A 15350-nucleotide genomic window follows, 5' to 3' on the forward strand; every position below is an offset into this window, starting at 1 on the left:
AAAATGCCACTTTCAGGTTAAAAGTGGTTTAGCAATTCCTTTAGCTGGGGAAATTAAAGAAGTGTCGGAAATATACTATTTAGAGATGAAGGAGTGTGGCAGGATGAACAACTTTTGGAACACGACGTCATTTGACGTCAACGGGATTCTAGGGACTCTCGGAAACATTTTAGGAGCACTTATCGTCTTTCTGATTGGATGGCTGATTGCGAAACTGATCGCAAACGGTATTCAAAAGGCATTAGAAAAATCTGGTGTCGTTCATAAGTTGTCACCACAAAAAGAAGGTACACCACCACAAAAGAAAAAGTGGACACCTGAAAAAATTATCGGGACAGTCATTTTCTGGGTCTTGATGGTATTTGTTCTTATCCTAGTCTTTAACATCTTGAACTTGAACATCATCGCAGGACCACTTGCGGATACGATGAGCACATTGCTCGCAGCGATCCCGAATATCCTGAAAGCAGCATTGATTCTTCTTTTTGCTTACGTCATCGCGGTTGTACTCCGCATGATCATCGTCAAAGGCGGAACGAAGTTGATGTCGAACGAAAAAGTCCGTTCGAACAAAATGCTTCAAGGTCAAACGGATCTTTCGAACTATCCGAAGATTGCAGGCGAAATCGTCTTCTATCTTGTCTTGTTACTGTTCCTACCAGGTGTACTTGGTGCGCTCAACATCGAAAGTGTTTCTGAGCCGTTCAGCCAATTACTCTCGTCGTTCCTTGGTTTCATTCCACGTCTGATTGCTGCAGCAGCGATCTTCTTCGTCGGATTCCTCGTTGCGAAAATCGTTCGCGATATCGTCACGAACTTCCTGCACGCAGTCGGTACAGACAAATTTGCTTCACGCTTCAACATCGGTACAAACGAACAAAAAGATACAAAATCACTTTCTTCAATCTTAGGGACAGTCGTCTTCATCCTGATCTTAATCCCGATCACGATTTCGGCACTTGACCAGCTCAACATCAAAGGTATTACAGGACCAGCCATCAACATGTTAAATGATGTTCTTGGTATAATTCCGAACATCATTATCGGTGTCGTCTTGATCCTTGTCGGTCTTTATGTCGGTCGTTTCGTTAAGAAATTCGTTGCAGATCTCTTGTCACGTCTTGGTTTCAACAACTTAACACGCCACTTAAAAATCGGTAACTGGGATGCAAACAATGCATCGACATCACCATCATCAATCGTTGGATCACTCGTTGAAATCGTCATCGTCGTCTTGTTCGTCGTTGAAGCCTTCAACTTAATCGGCCTTGACTTCATGGTTGATCTCGGTCGCGCGGTTCTTGCTTTCCTTCCAAGCGTCTTGACAGCGATCATCATCTTGGCCATCGGTATCATCATCAGCAACTTGGTGAAACGTACAATGGACAGCCTGTTTGCTAACTCGGATTTAAAAGTTCTTTCAAGCGTCGCGAAATATGCCATCCTTGCTCTTGCTGTCTTCATGGCACTTGATCAACTTGGTGTTGCCGCTACAATCGTCAACTCAGCGTTCATCTTGATCCTCGGTGCTGTTGCTCTTGCTTTCGGACTCGCGTTTGGCTTAGGTGGCCGTGATAATGCATCACGTTACCTCGACCGTCTCCAGAAAAAAGCAGAGAATGCAGATATCGACACATCGAACCTGCCGTCAAACAACACATCGTCTGCTTCGACGAAGCCAAGCTTAAAAGAAGCAGCAAAAGGTGCAGCGTCAAAAGCAGCAGATGACGTCACACCAGATCAAGCACCAAAAGCGTCTAAACCATCATCTTCTACGAACGTGAACCCGACACACGGTACACCAAAAGGGGCACTTCCTGAAAATGATTTAGCACAACAAGACGATTACCCGATCGATCCGGACACGAACCGTGGTCCGAACTTAGATCACCCGAATGATCGTCCGTAACCAAAACGAAAACTCCTTCACCGAGCGGTGGAGGAGTTTTTAGTACGTTAATGCATATCTACATATTTGTATTGTAGTAAAATAACAAAACTGGTTTGACCAATTTGTGAAAAAAAACAGAAACTTTTGCTTATAAAAGCTGACATCCTTTGTTATGATGAAAAGGTCAATTAGAAAAATGATTTGAATATTCAGAAAAAAGAGAAAGTTCGGAGGGTGTTTTATGAGTTTGCTTCGTAAGAAAGATGTCAGTGTGATGATGGATCAAAAGAGCCATTCCAAACTGGCAAGGCATTTATCAGGCTTTGATTTAGTTTTACTTGGGATTGGTGCAATTATCGGAACAGGGATTTTTGTCCTGACCGGAACAGGAGCGTTGTATGCAGGACCCGCATTACCGGTTGCCTTTATTATTTCTGCTATCGTCTGTGCATTAGCGGCTCTCTGTTACGCCGAATTCTCATCGATGATTCCCGTCTCGGGCAGTGTGTACACGTACACCTACGCCACAATCGGGGAACTGGTTGCCTGGATCATCGGTTGGTGTCTCATCCTGGAATACGGTTTGGCATCAAGTGCCGTAGCGACAGGTTGGTCCGGTTATTTCCAATCACTATTATCCGGATTCGGTGTCAGTCTGCCGACAGCGTTAACAGCAGCACCAGGTGCTGTACCGGGAAGCGAAACATTCTTCAACTTACCGGCGTTCCTGATCTTGATGGTCATCACGCTGTTGCTCTCAATGGGTATTAAAGAAACAAAACGTGTCAACAATATCATGGTTCTTGTAAAAGTAGCGGTCGTTGTCTTGTTCATCGTCGTCGGCATCTGGTACGTCGAACCGGGCAACTACACACCGTTCGCACCGTTCGGTATCAGTGGTGTCTTACAGGCTTCAGCCATCGCCTTCTTCGCATACCTCGGTTTTGATGCTGTTACATCAGCAGCAGAAGAAGTAAAAGATCCGGGCCGTAACTTGCCGATCGGAATCTTAGGATCACTTGCCATCGTTACCGTACTATACGTCGTCGTATCCGCCATCATGGTCGGAATCGTACCATTCAAACAATTTGAAGGGGTCGACAGCCCGGTTTCGTTAGCCTTAAAAGTAGCAGGTCAGGACTGGGTCGCAGGTTTCGTCGACTTAGGTGCGATCGTTGGTATGACAACGGTTATCCTCGTCATGACATTTGGTCTGGTTCGTCTCCTGTTCGCGATGAGCCGTGACGGATTATTGCCGAAAATCTTCTCAGACGTGAATGAAAAATCACATACGCCTGTCAAAGCAACATGGATTCTTGGTACGACTGCCGGTTTGATCGCCGGATTCGTTCCACTCGGTACACTGGCAGAATTGATCAATATCGGAACACTCGCAGCATTCGCTCTGATTTCAATTGCCGTCGTCATCTTACGGAAAACGCGTCCTGATTTGAAGCGGGCGTTCAAAGTGCCATGGGTTCCATTCTTACCGATTCTTTCCGTCCTTGCCTGCATCATGTTGATGTTGAACCTTCAAACATTCACATGGATTGCTTTCTTCATCTGGACAGCGATCGGTCTGCTCGTCTACTTCGGATACGGAAGATCACGTTCAAAATTACAACAATAAACACTCATGCCATCCAGGATTATTTTTGGATGGTTTTTTGTTTACTTCCGGCAGGAATGAACACTGGAAAAGGCGAACGGTTGTAAAGAAAGGGGCGATCCGAAATGATTCATATTAAACGGGCACCTGATACAGAGACCGCATATTCAGTCATGAAGGAAGGATTCAGCGATTATATAATTCCTCTGGGTTTGTCACACGAAGTATTTGAAGAACGGATTCTAAAACGGGATGGAAACCAGTTGGAGCATTCCTTTATCGCGTACCACGGGGAACGACCGGTTGCGATTTGGTTAAACGGGCTGAAGACGATCAAGAAAAAAACGGTCATGCGTTGTGGGGGACTGGCAGTCGATCCGCAGTACCGGCGTCTTGGAATTGCCAAAGCCTTGTATGAAGCACAGCTGAGTTATGCCAAATCTTTGAATATCGATTGCTTGATGCTTGAAGTCATTCAAGGAAATGAGCCGGCGATTACCTTATACAAGAGTTTCGGTTATCAAACCGTCAGTGAACTCGGTTATTTTCAAAAAGAAGAACCGGGACAGGTTGAACCGCTTGTTGAAATTGATCAAGTGGCTTTTGAACGACGGTACATACAGCAGGGCGAATACATTTGGCAACAGGATCCGGGCGTTATGAAACTGGCGAAAGCCCGTTATTATGAATTGGATGGTGCTTTCATTGCCGCAGTCAACGGATTAATTTTTACCATTTTGACAGAAGAGGAAGAGGTCGCCCGTGTTGCAACCGAAGCGACACGCCGATTGGCAGGCGAACACTACCATCTGCAGTCGACGAATCAGCAGGTGTGGGAAGACTTACGGAAAGCCGGTTGGAAACAACGGGACCTCAAACAATTCATCATGCAAAAACCAATCGAAGTCTAAAAAACCGGGATGTGCAGAACGGCCTCTAAGGCAACTCTGTCCATCCCGATTTTTTGTTACATCCACAAGCTGATCATGACGATGACGGCAAAGATTACGAATAAGATCCCTGTGCCACCAAGCATGACGAGCATGATTTTGTTCATCATAAAACATCCTCAAATCTGTAGAAAACTACGTTTTTGTATGACTGAGCAATTAAAATTAGAAAACCAAAATCAAACTACGTTCGTATCCTCCAATAGATTGATTCTGTACGGAGAAAGAGACTGCCTGATTACAGCTGTCTCAAATAGTCCTCAATCATCACCCGATGCGAGCCGACGATTTGCTCCGGTAAATCTGCCAAAGGGAAATACGTTAACGCAACACTTTCTTCACTGATGCGTAAGGCTCCGGTCGTTTCGGAAGCAACGTAAGCCAGCGTGACGCTTTGAAAGACATCACCGTTCGCAAGCGTCGTGACATAGTTTTTTCCGGAATAGACACCGAGTAACGTCAAGTCTTCAGCGACAAGACCTGTTTCTTCCAACAGTTCACGGCGTGCAGTTTCGTCTGTTGACTCCGCCCATTCCATCAGACCGCCCGGCAGTCCGAACCGGGCTTGTGTTTCATTCCGTTGCTCGAGCAAAATGTGTCCGTCCTTGATGACGAGAACGACGGCACCGACGAGAATCAGCGGGGTCTGTCCGATTTGCTTTCGGAGTGTCTCGACATAATTCATCGAGGGACCCCCTGGTGAAACGGACAGCCGGTTGAAATATTTGTCTCTTCCGCAGGCGCAGAACGGGCAAAGAAATTCGGACGCTTGACGGCCGGATCGAAGTCTTTGTGGAAGACATGCGTCGCGGCACCGCTCATGGGCGGTACGAGCCAGGACCATTCTCCGGTTACGTCCCGTTCACAAGCCGCTTCATTTTTTTCGAACCGGGCAAATTGTTTCGTCGCCGTATGATGGTCGACAATCGTCACGCCGGCCCGTTCAAACGAATCGAGGACGGCATAATTGAGTTCGACGAGTGCCCGGTCTTTCCATAACGACCGTTCCCGGGATGTGTTCAGTCCAAGCTGCTCCGCGACCAGCGGCAAGAGGTTATATCGATCGACATCGGCCAAATTTCTTGCACCGATTTCCGTCCCCATGTACCAGCCGTTAAACGGGGCGCACGGATAGGAGATGCCTCCAATCTCAAGCCGCATGTCAGAAATCATCGGGACAGCGTACCATTTGACGGTATGGTTTGCGAACAAGTTAAAATCAGGATGTTGAATCGTGACTTCAAGCACCAGTTCGTCCGGGATCGGATGCAGACTGACCTGTCCGTCGAGTTCGACCAGTAACGGCAGAAGATCAAAGTCGGTTCCTTGTCCACTCCATCCGAACGACTCACAAAGCGAGGTGAATGCAACCGATGCCGAATCACCAATGATACCGTCCGGGGTGTCGTAACCGGCATAACGGATTAATTGATGGTTCAAGATGCGGACCCGGTCGGGATCAAAAATCGTAATCGTCGAACGGATCCGTCCATCGTTGGTCGCGTACTCCATATGATGAAACAAGGTGTCGCGGATCGATTCCACAGTCAGGGCATCCCGGGCATCAATGACGTGAAGTTGCTCCCAAAAGAGGCGCCCGATACAGCGGTTGCTGTTCCGCCAGGCAAGTTTTGCTCCATAAGTCAGTTCTTGAAGCGTTTGCGTATACGTACCTGTCCGCAAAATTTCTTCGCGGACTTCGTGCAGACGATAGCTGTCTTGCGGGTATTGTTCTATATAGTCATGGAAAAAGCTTTCGGCTTCTGTGAGTAAAGTAGACACGGCGTAAATCCTTTCTTTCATCCAACACGACGACTGTTCTTGCTTCAGTGTACCGTTTGCTTGCGCGTTGTGCCAAACGATAATCGCTAAACACTTACTTACAAGTTCAAAAGACGTTAAAAGTTTAGAAAGTGTATTGAAAGGGGGATAGGGGAAAGAACTATTCGAAAGTGAGGAAATTGTTATGTCATTATTAAAACCTGTATTTGCCCGCTTTTTTGGCGAAGCCTTTTTTGATAAATCGGCTCAACTCGCCTATTATCTGATGTTGTCCTTATTCCCATTTTTGTTATTTGTAGTTGGATTAGTATCCTTTTTACCGTTCACATCAGGAGACGTCCTTGATTTAATCCGTCCGTTTGCCCCGGCGGAAACATATGAATTGATCCGGAAAAACGTCGTCGGGATTTTTGATGACGGGGGATTGAAACTTGCCTCGATCAGTTTCCTGGCAGCCTTCTGGCTCGCTTCGATGTCGGTGCAGTCATTGGTTCGATCATTGAATGATGCGCTGGAAGTCACGCGGAAAGTGCCGTTTTGGAGAGGGTTACTGCAGGACTTCGGTTTTACGGTCGGCATGATGGTTATTTTACCGATGTCGCTTCTCGTTCCGGTTGCTGAAAAGTTAACGCGGCGTTTCATCACGCATTTTGCCATCGTCAATGATGTTGTCACGAACTACTCCTGGATTTGGTTTTTATTCCGTTGGGGACTCGGATCATTGTTCCTGCTCGTCTTCTTCATTCTCTTGTATCGTGTTCTGCCGAGTGTCCGGTTGACAGTCCGTCAAGTCTTACCGGGTGCATTGTTTGCGACAATCGCCTGGCAGGCCGTTTCTGAATTCTTCTCGTACTACGCGGAGTTCGGCAGTTACGACCGCCTGTATGGACAGCTGGCCGGAATTATCGTCCTGATGACGTGGTTCTATTTGTCCTCTGTCGTCCTGATGCTTGGTGGGTTGATGAACGCCGAACGGATGCGCCAAAAGAAGGAAGCGAAAGTCTTAAAACCTGAAAAAATCAAACAAGAGACTGTCCGTTAAGGGCGGTCTTTTGTTTGACGTTGCGTCCATTTTTGATAAAGAAACATACCGAGCAGACTGATGGTGAACGTACCTAAGATAATTAAAGACAGCGTCGGGAACCCCAATACTTTTGTGATGACACTCAGTGCAACGACGGCATAAAACTGACCAAGACTTTTCCGGACGAACCGGTTGTCAAACAGATTGAGGAAAGAGGCACCGATCGGGGAACCAATCAAAGCACCGGCAATCAAAGCACCGCCGAGATAAAGCGGTGCGTCCGTACCGGAAATGAAATAACTCGTGACCCCACCGAGAACAATCAGTGTCGCGGAAGCGATACTTGTTCCAATCGCTTGTTTGAGCGGGAAACCGACCCATCGCATCAAGAGAGGAGTCAATAAAAATCCACCGCTGACACCCATTAAAGAAGATAAAATTCCGGCTGCAAAACCAATCACAACTAATTTTAAGAAGGGAGCATCGAGTATGTGATGTTCACTTTCAGTTCGTTTGGCCGGTTTTAAAAATTGAATGGCGAACCAAACAAGCAATACGACGTACAGACCTGATATGACGGCGTCTGCGCCTGTATGCTGTTCCATCCAAAAAACGACCGGCGTAATGACCGCTGAACCGACAATCCCGGAAATTCCGACCGTCAACGCGTCGCGTAGATGAACATTTTTGAGCCGGAGATGTGAAACGGTTCCTGTCATGGTGGAAGCCAGTGTTAACAACAGACTTAAAACAATCGCGGTGCTCGGGGCATAACCCAGAATCAATAATAGAGGCGTCAAAATGATGCCGCCGCCGATTCCGAAAAATCCGGATAAGATGCCAATGACGGCACCGAGTAAAACAAATAATCCAATCGTCAAAATAAACCCTTCTTTCCAGTGTAGTAGCTACATCTGACTATACTGGGAAATCCGTTCATTAGAAAAATGAATTATACTGATAGTAACGATCAGAAAAATAGATGAGGTGGAAAAAAATGAACCTGAACGAGCTAAAAACGTTTGTCACATTAGTTGAAACGAAGCATTTTACGAAAACAGCAGAGGAACTCTACATTTCACAACCAACTGTCAGTCTTCATTTAAAACATCTCGAAGAACGATTTGGCCAACAGCTGATTCACCGGCATTCTTTCAACAAGACCGTCAAAGTTTCAGAAGCCGGAGAAGTGGTGTACCGTCATGCCAAGGAACTGTTGCACCAGGTGACCCGTCTCGATCAGGAGATGGACGAACGGATTGGAATCACTAAGGGCACGCTACGGATTGCTGCAACGCATACGATTTACGAAACGATGTTAGAAGAGATGATTCATCGCTTTCTCCTGGCCTATCCGGATGTCTCGATCGATGTGCAGTTGATGAATCAGGAACAGGTTGAACAGGCCTTGCTCCATTATGAAATTGATCTTGGATTAGTAGAAGGAACGATCCATCTGTCGCAAATCGAAGCGGTCCCGTTTGCCTCGGACCGCTTACGGATCATCGGCCGGCGAGATCTGCCGCTTGATCAGGCTACGTGGATTTACCGGGAAGACGGATCAGTGTCCCGCCTGGCGCTCGAGTCCTGGTTACAGCATCAGCAAATTACTCCGAAGCGGGTGATTACTGTTCATTCCAATCGGTTGATCAAACAATTGATTCTGAATGGGACAGGTATTTCAATCCTCTCGGAACGCTTGGCAGGGGCATTACTGGAGTCGGCAGATTTTAAAATCCATGAGGGTGTCATTATGAAAGAACGGACATTTCAGTTCATTACATTAAAAGGGGAAGTGCCCCGTCTTTCTCAAAAGTGGATGGATGAATTTTTTAAGACAAAGTGATCAGGAAAACTTTTTCGTTGACATATACCCCTGTAGGTATTATTGTATGGAATGTAGCCAACAGATATGACACAGGTCACACGGTAAAAAAGGAGAGTGTTCTTCACATGGAAAAAGTATACGAAGACAAAATCATTCATCGGATGAACCGGATTGAAGGTCAGCTTCACGGCATTACCCGGATGATGAAAGAAGAGGCGTCCTGTAAAGATGTTGTCACTCAACTGAGTGCGACACGGAGCGCGATTGATCGTGTCATTGGACTCGTCGTCAGTGAAAATCTCATTGAGTGTGTCACGAATGACGAAACCGCCGATAACCATGAACAGGCTGTAGCAGAAGCGGTTCAATTATTACTGAAAAGCAGATAAAAAATTTTACAATGATTAATACCCTTAGGGGTAAAATAGATGGAGGAATTTTTCAGATGTCAGAGATTAAAAAAACAACGATTGTATTGTTCAGTGGAGATTACGATAAGGTCATGGCAGCATATATCATCGCAAACGGTGCGGCAGCTTACGATCACGAAGTGACGATTTTCCATACATTTTGGGGATTAAACGCAATGCGTAAAGACGAACCGATTCAACCGGATAAAACATTACTTGAAAAAATGTTCGGTAAATTCATGCCACGTGGTGCCGACAAGATGCCACTTTCCAAAATGAACTTCGGTGGTGCCGGTCAAAAGATGATCAAAAACGTCATGAAAAAACACAATGCGATGCCGCTTCCGGATTTAATCGAACTGGCAAAAGAGCAGGATGTAAAACTGGTCGCTTGTACGATGACGATGGATCTGCTCGGCTTAAAGCAGGAAGAATTGCATGATGGGATCGAATATGCCGGCGTGGCAGCGTATCTTGCGGATGCTGAAGACGGAAACGTCAACCTGTTCATCTAATTTCGAGGAGGACTGATGCAAGTGGATATCTTGAACATCGTATTTCTGGTGATTGTTGCCTTTCTCGCTTACCGGATGTTTGCACCGACAAAAGGTGTCAATAAACTGTCAGCAACTGAACTGAAACAGCATTTAGGCGATCGTAACCGATTTTATTTGGATGTCCGGACACCGGGTGAGTTCAAAGGAAATCACATTAAAGGATTTAAGAACATTCCGCTTCAAGTATTGCCGTCACAACTTGACAAGATTCCGAAAGACAAAGAAGTCATCGTGATCTGTCAAAGCGGAATGCGCAGTAAACAAGCGGTCAAACAATTAAAAAAAGCCGGATATACGCAAGTAACGGAAGTGTCAGGCGGAATGAATGCTTGGCGTTAAAAAACACGAGGAGGAATAACAAATGAAACGATTCACAGCAAAAGAAGTACAGGAAAAGCTAGAGAACGGAGAACAACTTAACATCATCGACGTTCGTGAAGTGGATGAAGTCAAAGAAGGTAAAATTCCAAATGCGATTCATATCCCACTCGGTCTTGTGGAGTTTAAAATGAACGAACTCGATAAGAAAAAACAATATGTCATGGTCTGCCGTTCTGGTGCAAGAAGTGGCCGTGCCGCAACATATCTCGAAGGACAGGGATTTGATGTCATCAATATGGATGGCGGTATGATGGCGTACGAAGGTAAAACCAACTAATTTTTTTAATCTTAATTATACCCCTAGAGGTAAAAGGAGCGAATACTTTTGCAGACAATCAAAACAGATATCGTACTTGATGCACGTGGTTTAGCATGTCCGATGCCGATTGTTCGGACGAAAAAAACGATGAAGACACTGGAACCGGGTCAAGTCGTAGAGGTTCAAGCGACAGATAAAGGATCGACGGCTGATCTTCGGGCCTGGGCAAACAGTACAGGCAACCAATACCTCGGAACGATTGAAGACGGCGATGTTCTTCGTCATTACGTCCGAAAAGCTTCCGGTAATGATCAGGAAGCACCGGCATTTCAAAAAGTCGTCAACAACGAGACGGTCGAAGCTGTTCGCGGCAACGTGGATACAATGATTCTGGATGTTCGGGAAACAGCTGAATACGCCTTTTCACATATCCCGAGTGCCGTCAACATTCCACTCGGTGAACTGGAAGAACGTATGGAAGAACTCGATATGTCTAAAACAATTTATGTGGTCTGCCGGACAGGAAACCGCAGTGACTTGGCTTGCCAACAACTCGATGCTAAAGGATTCAACGTTCAAAACGTCGTTCCCGGTATGAGTGACTGGAAGTATGATACCAATCAAACCGTTTAATTCGTAAATTATTATCAGGAGGAATACAACACATGGCACAAGCAATGACAACAAAAGAAGTGACGCAAAAAATCATTCGCCGCGAAAAAATGTTTATCTTGGACGTCCGTAATGAAGACGCATTCCAGGACTGGAAGATTGAAGGCGAACAGTTTTCCTACTTGAACGTTCCTTATTTTGATTTACTTGATGGTGTCGAAGACATTTTAGACCAACTGCCGACCGATCAGGACGTGCTCGTCGTCTGTGCGAAAGAAGGATCGTCTATTTTTGTCGCGGATTTATTGGAAGAAGCAGGACGGACGGTTTCTTATCTCGCAGGAGGAATGAAAGCCTGGAGCGAACACCTCGAGCCGATCTCACTTGGATCATTAAATGAAACCGGTGCAGATCGTGGCGAAGTCGTTCAGTTCGTCCGGATCGGGAAAGGCTGCCTGTCTTACATGATCATCTCGGAAGGCGAAGCCGTCCTCGTGGATGCCACACGCATGACAGATGTTTACCTCGACTATGCAAAAGAACATCAGCTTGAAATCACACATGTTTTTGATACACATCTTCATGCCGATCACATTTCAGGTGGTCGTGAAATTGCGGAAAAAACAGGTGCGACATATTGGTTGCCACCAAAAGACGCTACAGACGTCACGTTTGATTATGCAGCGCTCGAAGATGGAAGCCACGTTCAGGTAGGAGATACACAAATTGATGTACGGGCACTTTATTCCCCGGGACATACGATCGGATCGACTTCGTTCGTTGTCGATAATCGTTATCTCCTGACGGGCGACATTTTGTTTATTGATTCAATCGGGCGTCCTGATTTAGCCGGTCTCGCAGAAGACTGGGTCGGTGACTTAAGAGACTCGCTCTACAACACGTACCGTGAACTGTCGAAAGATCTGATTGTTCTGCCTGCTCACTTCATGTTAATCGAAGAATTAAACGAAGACGGCAGCGTCGCAGAAAAACTGGATGTATTACTTGCCAACAATCATGGCTTGAACATCGAAGACGAAGAAACATTCCGGAAAATGGTGACAGAAAACTTGCCGCCGCAACCGAATGCGTACCAGGAAATCCGTGAGACGAACATGGGGAAACAGACACCGGATCTCGAAGCACAACGTGAGATGGAAGTCGGTCCAAACCGCTGTGCCGTTCGCTAAACTAAAAAAATCACTTCAGGAGGAATTACAATTATGAAATCAGAACTCGTATTAGATGCAAAAGGACTTGCATGTCCAATGCCGATCGTTAAAACAAAAAAAGCAATCGCGGGACTCGAATCCGGTCAGATTCTTGAAATCCACGCAACCGATAAAGGTGCTAAAAACGATTTACAGGCATGGGCAAAATCAGGCGGCCATGAGCTCGTCAAACACGAAGAAGATGCCAGCGTTTTAAAATTCTGGATCCAAAAAGGGTAATTCAAGTTGAAGGAGGGCTGGCGACAGTCCTCCTTTTTTAAAGGAGTGAATCGAATGGAAATCGGATTTATCGTAACCATCTTCCTGATCGGTTTTGTCGGATCATACATTTCCGGGATGCTCGGAATCGGCGGTTCAATCATCAAATATCCGATGCTGTTATACATTCCGCCGTTGCTCGGATTCGCTGCCTTTTCGGCCCATGAAGTGGCGGGAATCAGTGCGATTCAAGTCTTTTTTGCGACGATTGGCGGCGTTTGGGCTTACCGGAAAGGCGGTTATCTCAACAAGTCATTAATCGTAAGTATGGGTGGCGCCATTTTAATCGGAAGTTTTATCGGTGCCTACGGATCAAATATTTTGGCGGAAGATACCATCAATATCGTCTACGGAATATTGGCGTTAACGGCAGCGGTCATGATGTTCGTTCCGAAAAAAGGACTGGATGATATTCCGCTCGATCAGGTTCGGTTCAACAAAACAATTGCGGCGAGTAGCGCGTTCATCGTCGGAGTCGGGGCCGGAATCGTCGGTGCGGCGGGAGCATTCTTACTTGTTCCGATTATGCTCGTCGTTTTAAAAATCCCGACCCGGATGACGATTGCTTCGTCGCTCGCGATTACCTTTATTTCGTCAATCGGCGCAACGGTCGGAAAGATTACGACAGGGCAGGTCGATTGGGGACCGGCGGCTGTCATGGTCGTCGCCAGTCTGATTGCGGCACCGCTCGGCGCAATCGCCGGGAAAAAGATGAACACGAAAATACTGCAAATCATTCTCGCTGTCCTGATTTTAGCGACAGCCGTCAAAATCTGGGTGGATATTTTATGAAAGAATACAAAAAAGCGATACTTTGCTTGTACGTCAGCAAAGTATCGCTTTTTTTGATGAAGCTACAAACGACTTTTTTCAATGACATCGACAAGTTGCCGTTCAACATCGAGTGCGACTTGTTTTAATTCGTCTTCTTCCACCAGATCAATCAGTGAGGTCGGGCGCGGCATGCCGATTTTCGTTTGTCCATCTTCCGTATAGACAGCGAGTTTACACGGCAAAAAGTAGCCGGCCCGCCGTTCCGCCGACAAGACACGATGGGCTTCTTTCGGGTTACAAACTTCAAGGATATGATACTGGTCGTCAAACGGTAATTCTTTTTCAGCGAATTTCTTCGCCAAATCAAACTCCCATAAGACACCGAACGAAATCTCAGCAAGTGCTGTCTTCAGACGTTCAATCGTTTCTTCCGTTGAATGATTGGAACTGACCGTGTAATCAAACATAAATACCCCTCCCGGTTTTTTAGATGTCTTAGATTTATTTCCCTCTTTTGACAGGATGAATCGTCTTTTTTGAATGTGCGGAATGAAGGCAGACCGGGCGACAAACTGTGTGAAATCAAGGTACATTAGAAAAAAGACATCTGCCCGCGGGTGAACGACGTAAGCTTAAAAAAGGAGGCGGAGGGAGATGAAGAAACGAATGTTGACGATTGTATCAGTCGTAGCATTGATTGCGATCATGATTGGCGGCTACTTTGTTTTCCAGCAACAACAGGCAAAATCGAGTGGAAGCAAAGAGTTGTCGTATACAAAAGAAGAAACGGCGATTCTCGCCGGAGGATGTTTCTGGTGCATGGAGCCGCCGTTCGAAGAGTTAAAAGGGGTCAAATCCGTAATTTCCGGATATACCGGTGGAGATGTAAAAGATCCGACATATAACCAGGTATCCGCAGAGACAACCGGTCACCGGGAAGCGGTTCTGATTACGTTCGATCCTGATGTCATTTCGTATAAACAACTGCTGGATGTGTACTGGCGCCAAATCGATCCGACCGATCCGAATGGTCAATTCGTCGATCAAGGCGAATCATATACGACGGCAATCTTCTATACGAATGCGGAACAAAAACAGATTGCGGAACAGTCGAAGAAAAATTTGGCCGAGAGCGGCATCTTTGACAAAAAAATTGTCACACCGTTGATTGAAGCCGGTCCGTTTTACGAGGCGGAAGCGTATCATCAAGATTATTACTTGAAGAGCGAAAAGAAATATAAATTCTACCGCGCTGCATCCGGACGTGATGAATTCATTAATCAGTATTGGAATGATCAGCCCAAACTGGATATACCAAAGTATTCGAAATTGACCGATGATCAAATCAAAGCGAAATTGACGGATATTCAGTATAAGGTCACCCAGGAAGACGGGACAGAGCCGGCTTTTGATAATCCGTACCACGATTTGAAAGCGGACGGGATTTATGTCGATCTGATTTCCGGTGAACCGCTGTTTTCTTCTAATGATAAATTTGATTCGAAAACCGGCTGGCCGAGCTTCAGTCGACCGTTAGAAAAAGGAAATATCATTGAGAAAAGTGATTTTGCATTAGGGATGAAGCGGATGGAGGTCAGAAGCCGGCACGGAAATGCGCATCTTGGACATGTCTTTAACGATGGTCCTGAGCCGACTGGTTTACGTTATTGTATGAACTCAGCCGCTTTACGGTTTGTGCCGAAAGCCGACCTCGAAAAAGAAGGTTACGGTCAGTATGCTTCCGAATTTAAATAATCAGCTAAAAAGGGATTTTTCACTTTCG

General features: G+C 46.0%; 18 protein-coding genes. 14 read left to right on the top strand and 4 right to left on the bottom strand.

Features of this window, described 5'->3' with window-relative positions; genetic code table 11:
* Positions 1 to 103 precede the first annotated feature (103 nt).
* The 3 genes from DVG79_RS12520 (at position 104) to DVG79_RS12530 (ending at position 4411) form a co-directional block, all read left to right on the top strand.
* Positions 104 to 1909, top strand: coding sequence for a mechanosensitive ion channel (locus DVG79_RS12520; RefSeq protein ID WP_114597023.1), 1806 nt, complete (start codon positions 104 to 106; stop codon positions 1907 to 1909).
* A 223-nt stretch (positions 1910 to 2132) separates the two neighbouring features.
* Entirely contained in the window at positions 2133 to 3521 is a 1389-nt protein-coding gene (gene bcaP / locus DVG79_RS12525) for a branched-chain amino acid transporter BcaP (RefSeq protein ID WP_114597024.1), read from the top strand.
* A 104-nt stretch (positions 3522 to 3625) separates the two neighbouring features.
* Positions 3626 to 4411, top strand: coding sequence for a GNAT family N-acetyltransferase (locus DVG79_RS12530; protein WP_114597025.1), 786 nt, complete (start codon positions 3626 to 3628; stop codon positions 4409 to 4411).
* Between the two features lie 277 nt (positions 4412 to 4688).
* Here DVG79_RS12530 and DVG79_RS12535 read toward each other — a convergent pair whose 3' ends face one another.
* Together DVG79_RS12535 and DVG79_RS12540 are read right to left on the bottom strand one after the other, a co-directional pair.
* On the bottom strand, positions 4689 to 5135 hold the full coding sequence (locus DVG79_RS12535) for an NUDIX hydrolase (protein WP_114597026.1): 447 nt from the start codon (positions 5133 to 5135) through the stop codon (positions 4689 to 4691).
* Positions 5132 to 6232, bottom strand: coding sequence for a nitric oxide synthase oxygenase (locus tag DVG79_RS12540; RefSeq protein WP_114597027.1), 1101 nt, complete (start codon positions 6230 to 6232; stop codon positions 5132 to 5134). The genes DVG79_RS12535 and DVG79_RS12540 overlap by 4 nt, the downstream gene beginning before the upstream one ends.
* A gap of 184 nt (positions 6233 to 6416) precedes the next feature.
* On the opposite strand from DVG79_RS12540, the gene DVG79_RS12545 reads away from it, so the two are divergent.
* Complete coding sequence (locus DVG79_RS12545; protein WP_114597028.1) at positions 6417 to 7274, top strand: YihY/virulence factor BrkB family protein; 858 nt, start codon at positions 6417 to 6419, stop codon at positions 7272 to 7274.
* Here DVG79_RS12545 and DVG79_RS12550 read toward each other — a convergent pair.
* A complete protein-coding gene (locus DVG79_RS12550) occupies positions 7271 to 8137 on the bottom strand; it encodes a sulfite exporter TauE/SafE family protein (protein ID WP_114597029.1) in 867 nt (288 codons plus the stop codon). The genes DVG79_RS12545 and DVG79_RS12550 overlap by 4 nt on opposite strands.
* Before the next feature lie 116 nt (positions 8138 to 8253).
* On the opposite strand from DVG79_RS12550, the gene DVG79_RS12555 reads away from it, so the two are divergent.
* The 9 genes from DVG79_RS12555 (at position 8254) to DVG79_RS12595 (ending at position 13585) form a co-directional block, all read left to right on the top strand.
* A complete protein-coding gene (locus DVG79_RS12555) occupies positions 8254 to 9102 on the top strand; it encodes a LysR family transcriptional regulator (protein WP_114597030.1) in 849 nt (282 codons plus the stop codon).
* 107 nt (positions 9103 to 9209) lie between these two features.
* A complete protein-coding gene (locus DVG79_RS12560; RefSeq protein WP_114597031.1) occupies positions 9210 to 9473 on the top strand; it encodes a metal-sensitive transcriptional regulator in 264 nt (87 codons plus the stop codon).
* Positions 9474 to 9529: 56 nt separating this feature from the next.
* Positions 9530 to 10009, top strand: a complete 480-nt coding sequence (locus DVG79_RS12565; protein ID WP_014969361.1) for a DsrE/DsrF/DrsH-like family protein — start codon at positions 9530 to 9532, stop codon at positions 10007 to 10009.
* Between the two features lie 15 nt (positions 10010 to 10024).
* A complete protein-coding gene (locus tag DVG79_RS12570; RefSeq protein ID WP_114597032.1) occupies positions 10025 to 10390 on the top strand; it encodes a rhodanese-like domain-containing protein in 366 nt (121 codons plus the stop codon).
* A 22-nt stretch (positions 10391 to 10412) separates the two neighbouring features.
* Positions 10413 to 10709, top strand: a complete 297-nt coding sequence (locus tag DVG79_RS12575) for a rhodanese-like domain-containing protein (RefSeq protein ID WP_114597033.1) — start codon at positions 10413 to 10415, stop codon at positions 10707 to 10709.
* Between the two features lie 48 nt (positions 10710 to 10757).
* Complete coding sequence (locus tag DVG79_RS12580) at positions 10758 to 11324, top strand: sulfurtransferase TusA family protein (RefSeq protein ID WP_114597034.1); 567 nt, start codon at positions 10758 to 10760, stop codon at positions 11322 to 11324.
* A 32-nt stretch (positions 11325 to 11356) separates the two neighbouring features.
* Positions 11357 to 12493 (top strand): MBL fold metallo-hydrolase, encoded by a 1137-nt coding sequence (locus DVG79_RS12585; RefSeq protein ID WP_114597035.1) that lies wholly within the window; start codon positions 11357 to 11359, stop codon positions 12491 to 12493.
* A 33-nt stretch (positions 12494 to 12526) separates the two neighbouring features.
* The gene (locus DVG79_RS12590) at positions 12527 to 12754 is read left to right on the top strand and encodes a sulfurtransferase TusA family protein (protein WP_012369262.1); all 228 of its coding nucleotides are present in this window, start codon (positions 12527 to 12529) and stop codon (positions 12752 to 12754) included.
* Between the two features lie 54 nt (positions 12755 to 12808).
* On the top strand, positions 12809 to 13585 hold the full coding sequence (locus DVG79_RS12595) for a sulfite exporter TauE/SafE family protein (RefSeq protein ID WP_114597036.1): 777 nt from the start codon (positions 12809 to 12811) through the stop codon (positions 13583 to 13585).
* A 62-nt stretch (positions 13586 to 13647) separates the two neighbouring features.
* On the opposite strand, the gene DVG79_RS12600 is transcribed toward DVG79_RS12595, so the two are convergent.
* On the bottom strand, positions 13648 to 14034 hold the full coding sequence (locus tag DVG79_RS12600) for a DUF302 domain-containing protein (RefSeq protein WP_114597037.1): 387 nt from the start codon (positions 14032 to 14034) through the stop codon (positions 13648 to 13650).
* Between the two features lie 187 nt (positions 14035 to 14221).
* Here DVG79_RS12600 and msrB point away from each other — a divergent pair, with 187 nt between their 5' ends.
* A complete protein-coding gene (msrB, locus tag DVG79_RS12605; RefSeq protein ID WP_114597038.1) occupies positions 14222 to 15322 on the top strand; it encodes a peptide-methionine (R)-S-oxide reductase MsrB in 1101 nt (366 codons plus the stop codon).
* The last annotated feature ends 28 nt before the right edge of the window (positions 15323 to 15350 follow it).

Origin of the sequence: Exiguobacterium sp. RIT594, from assembly GCF_003339585.1 — a bacterium.
GTDB lineage: Bacteria > Bacillota > Bacilli > Exiguobacteriales > Exiguobacteriaceae > Exiguobacterium_A.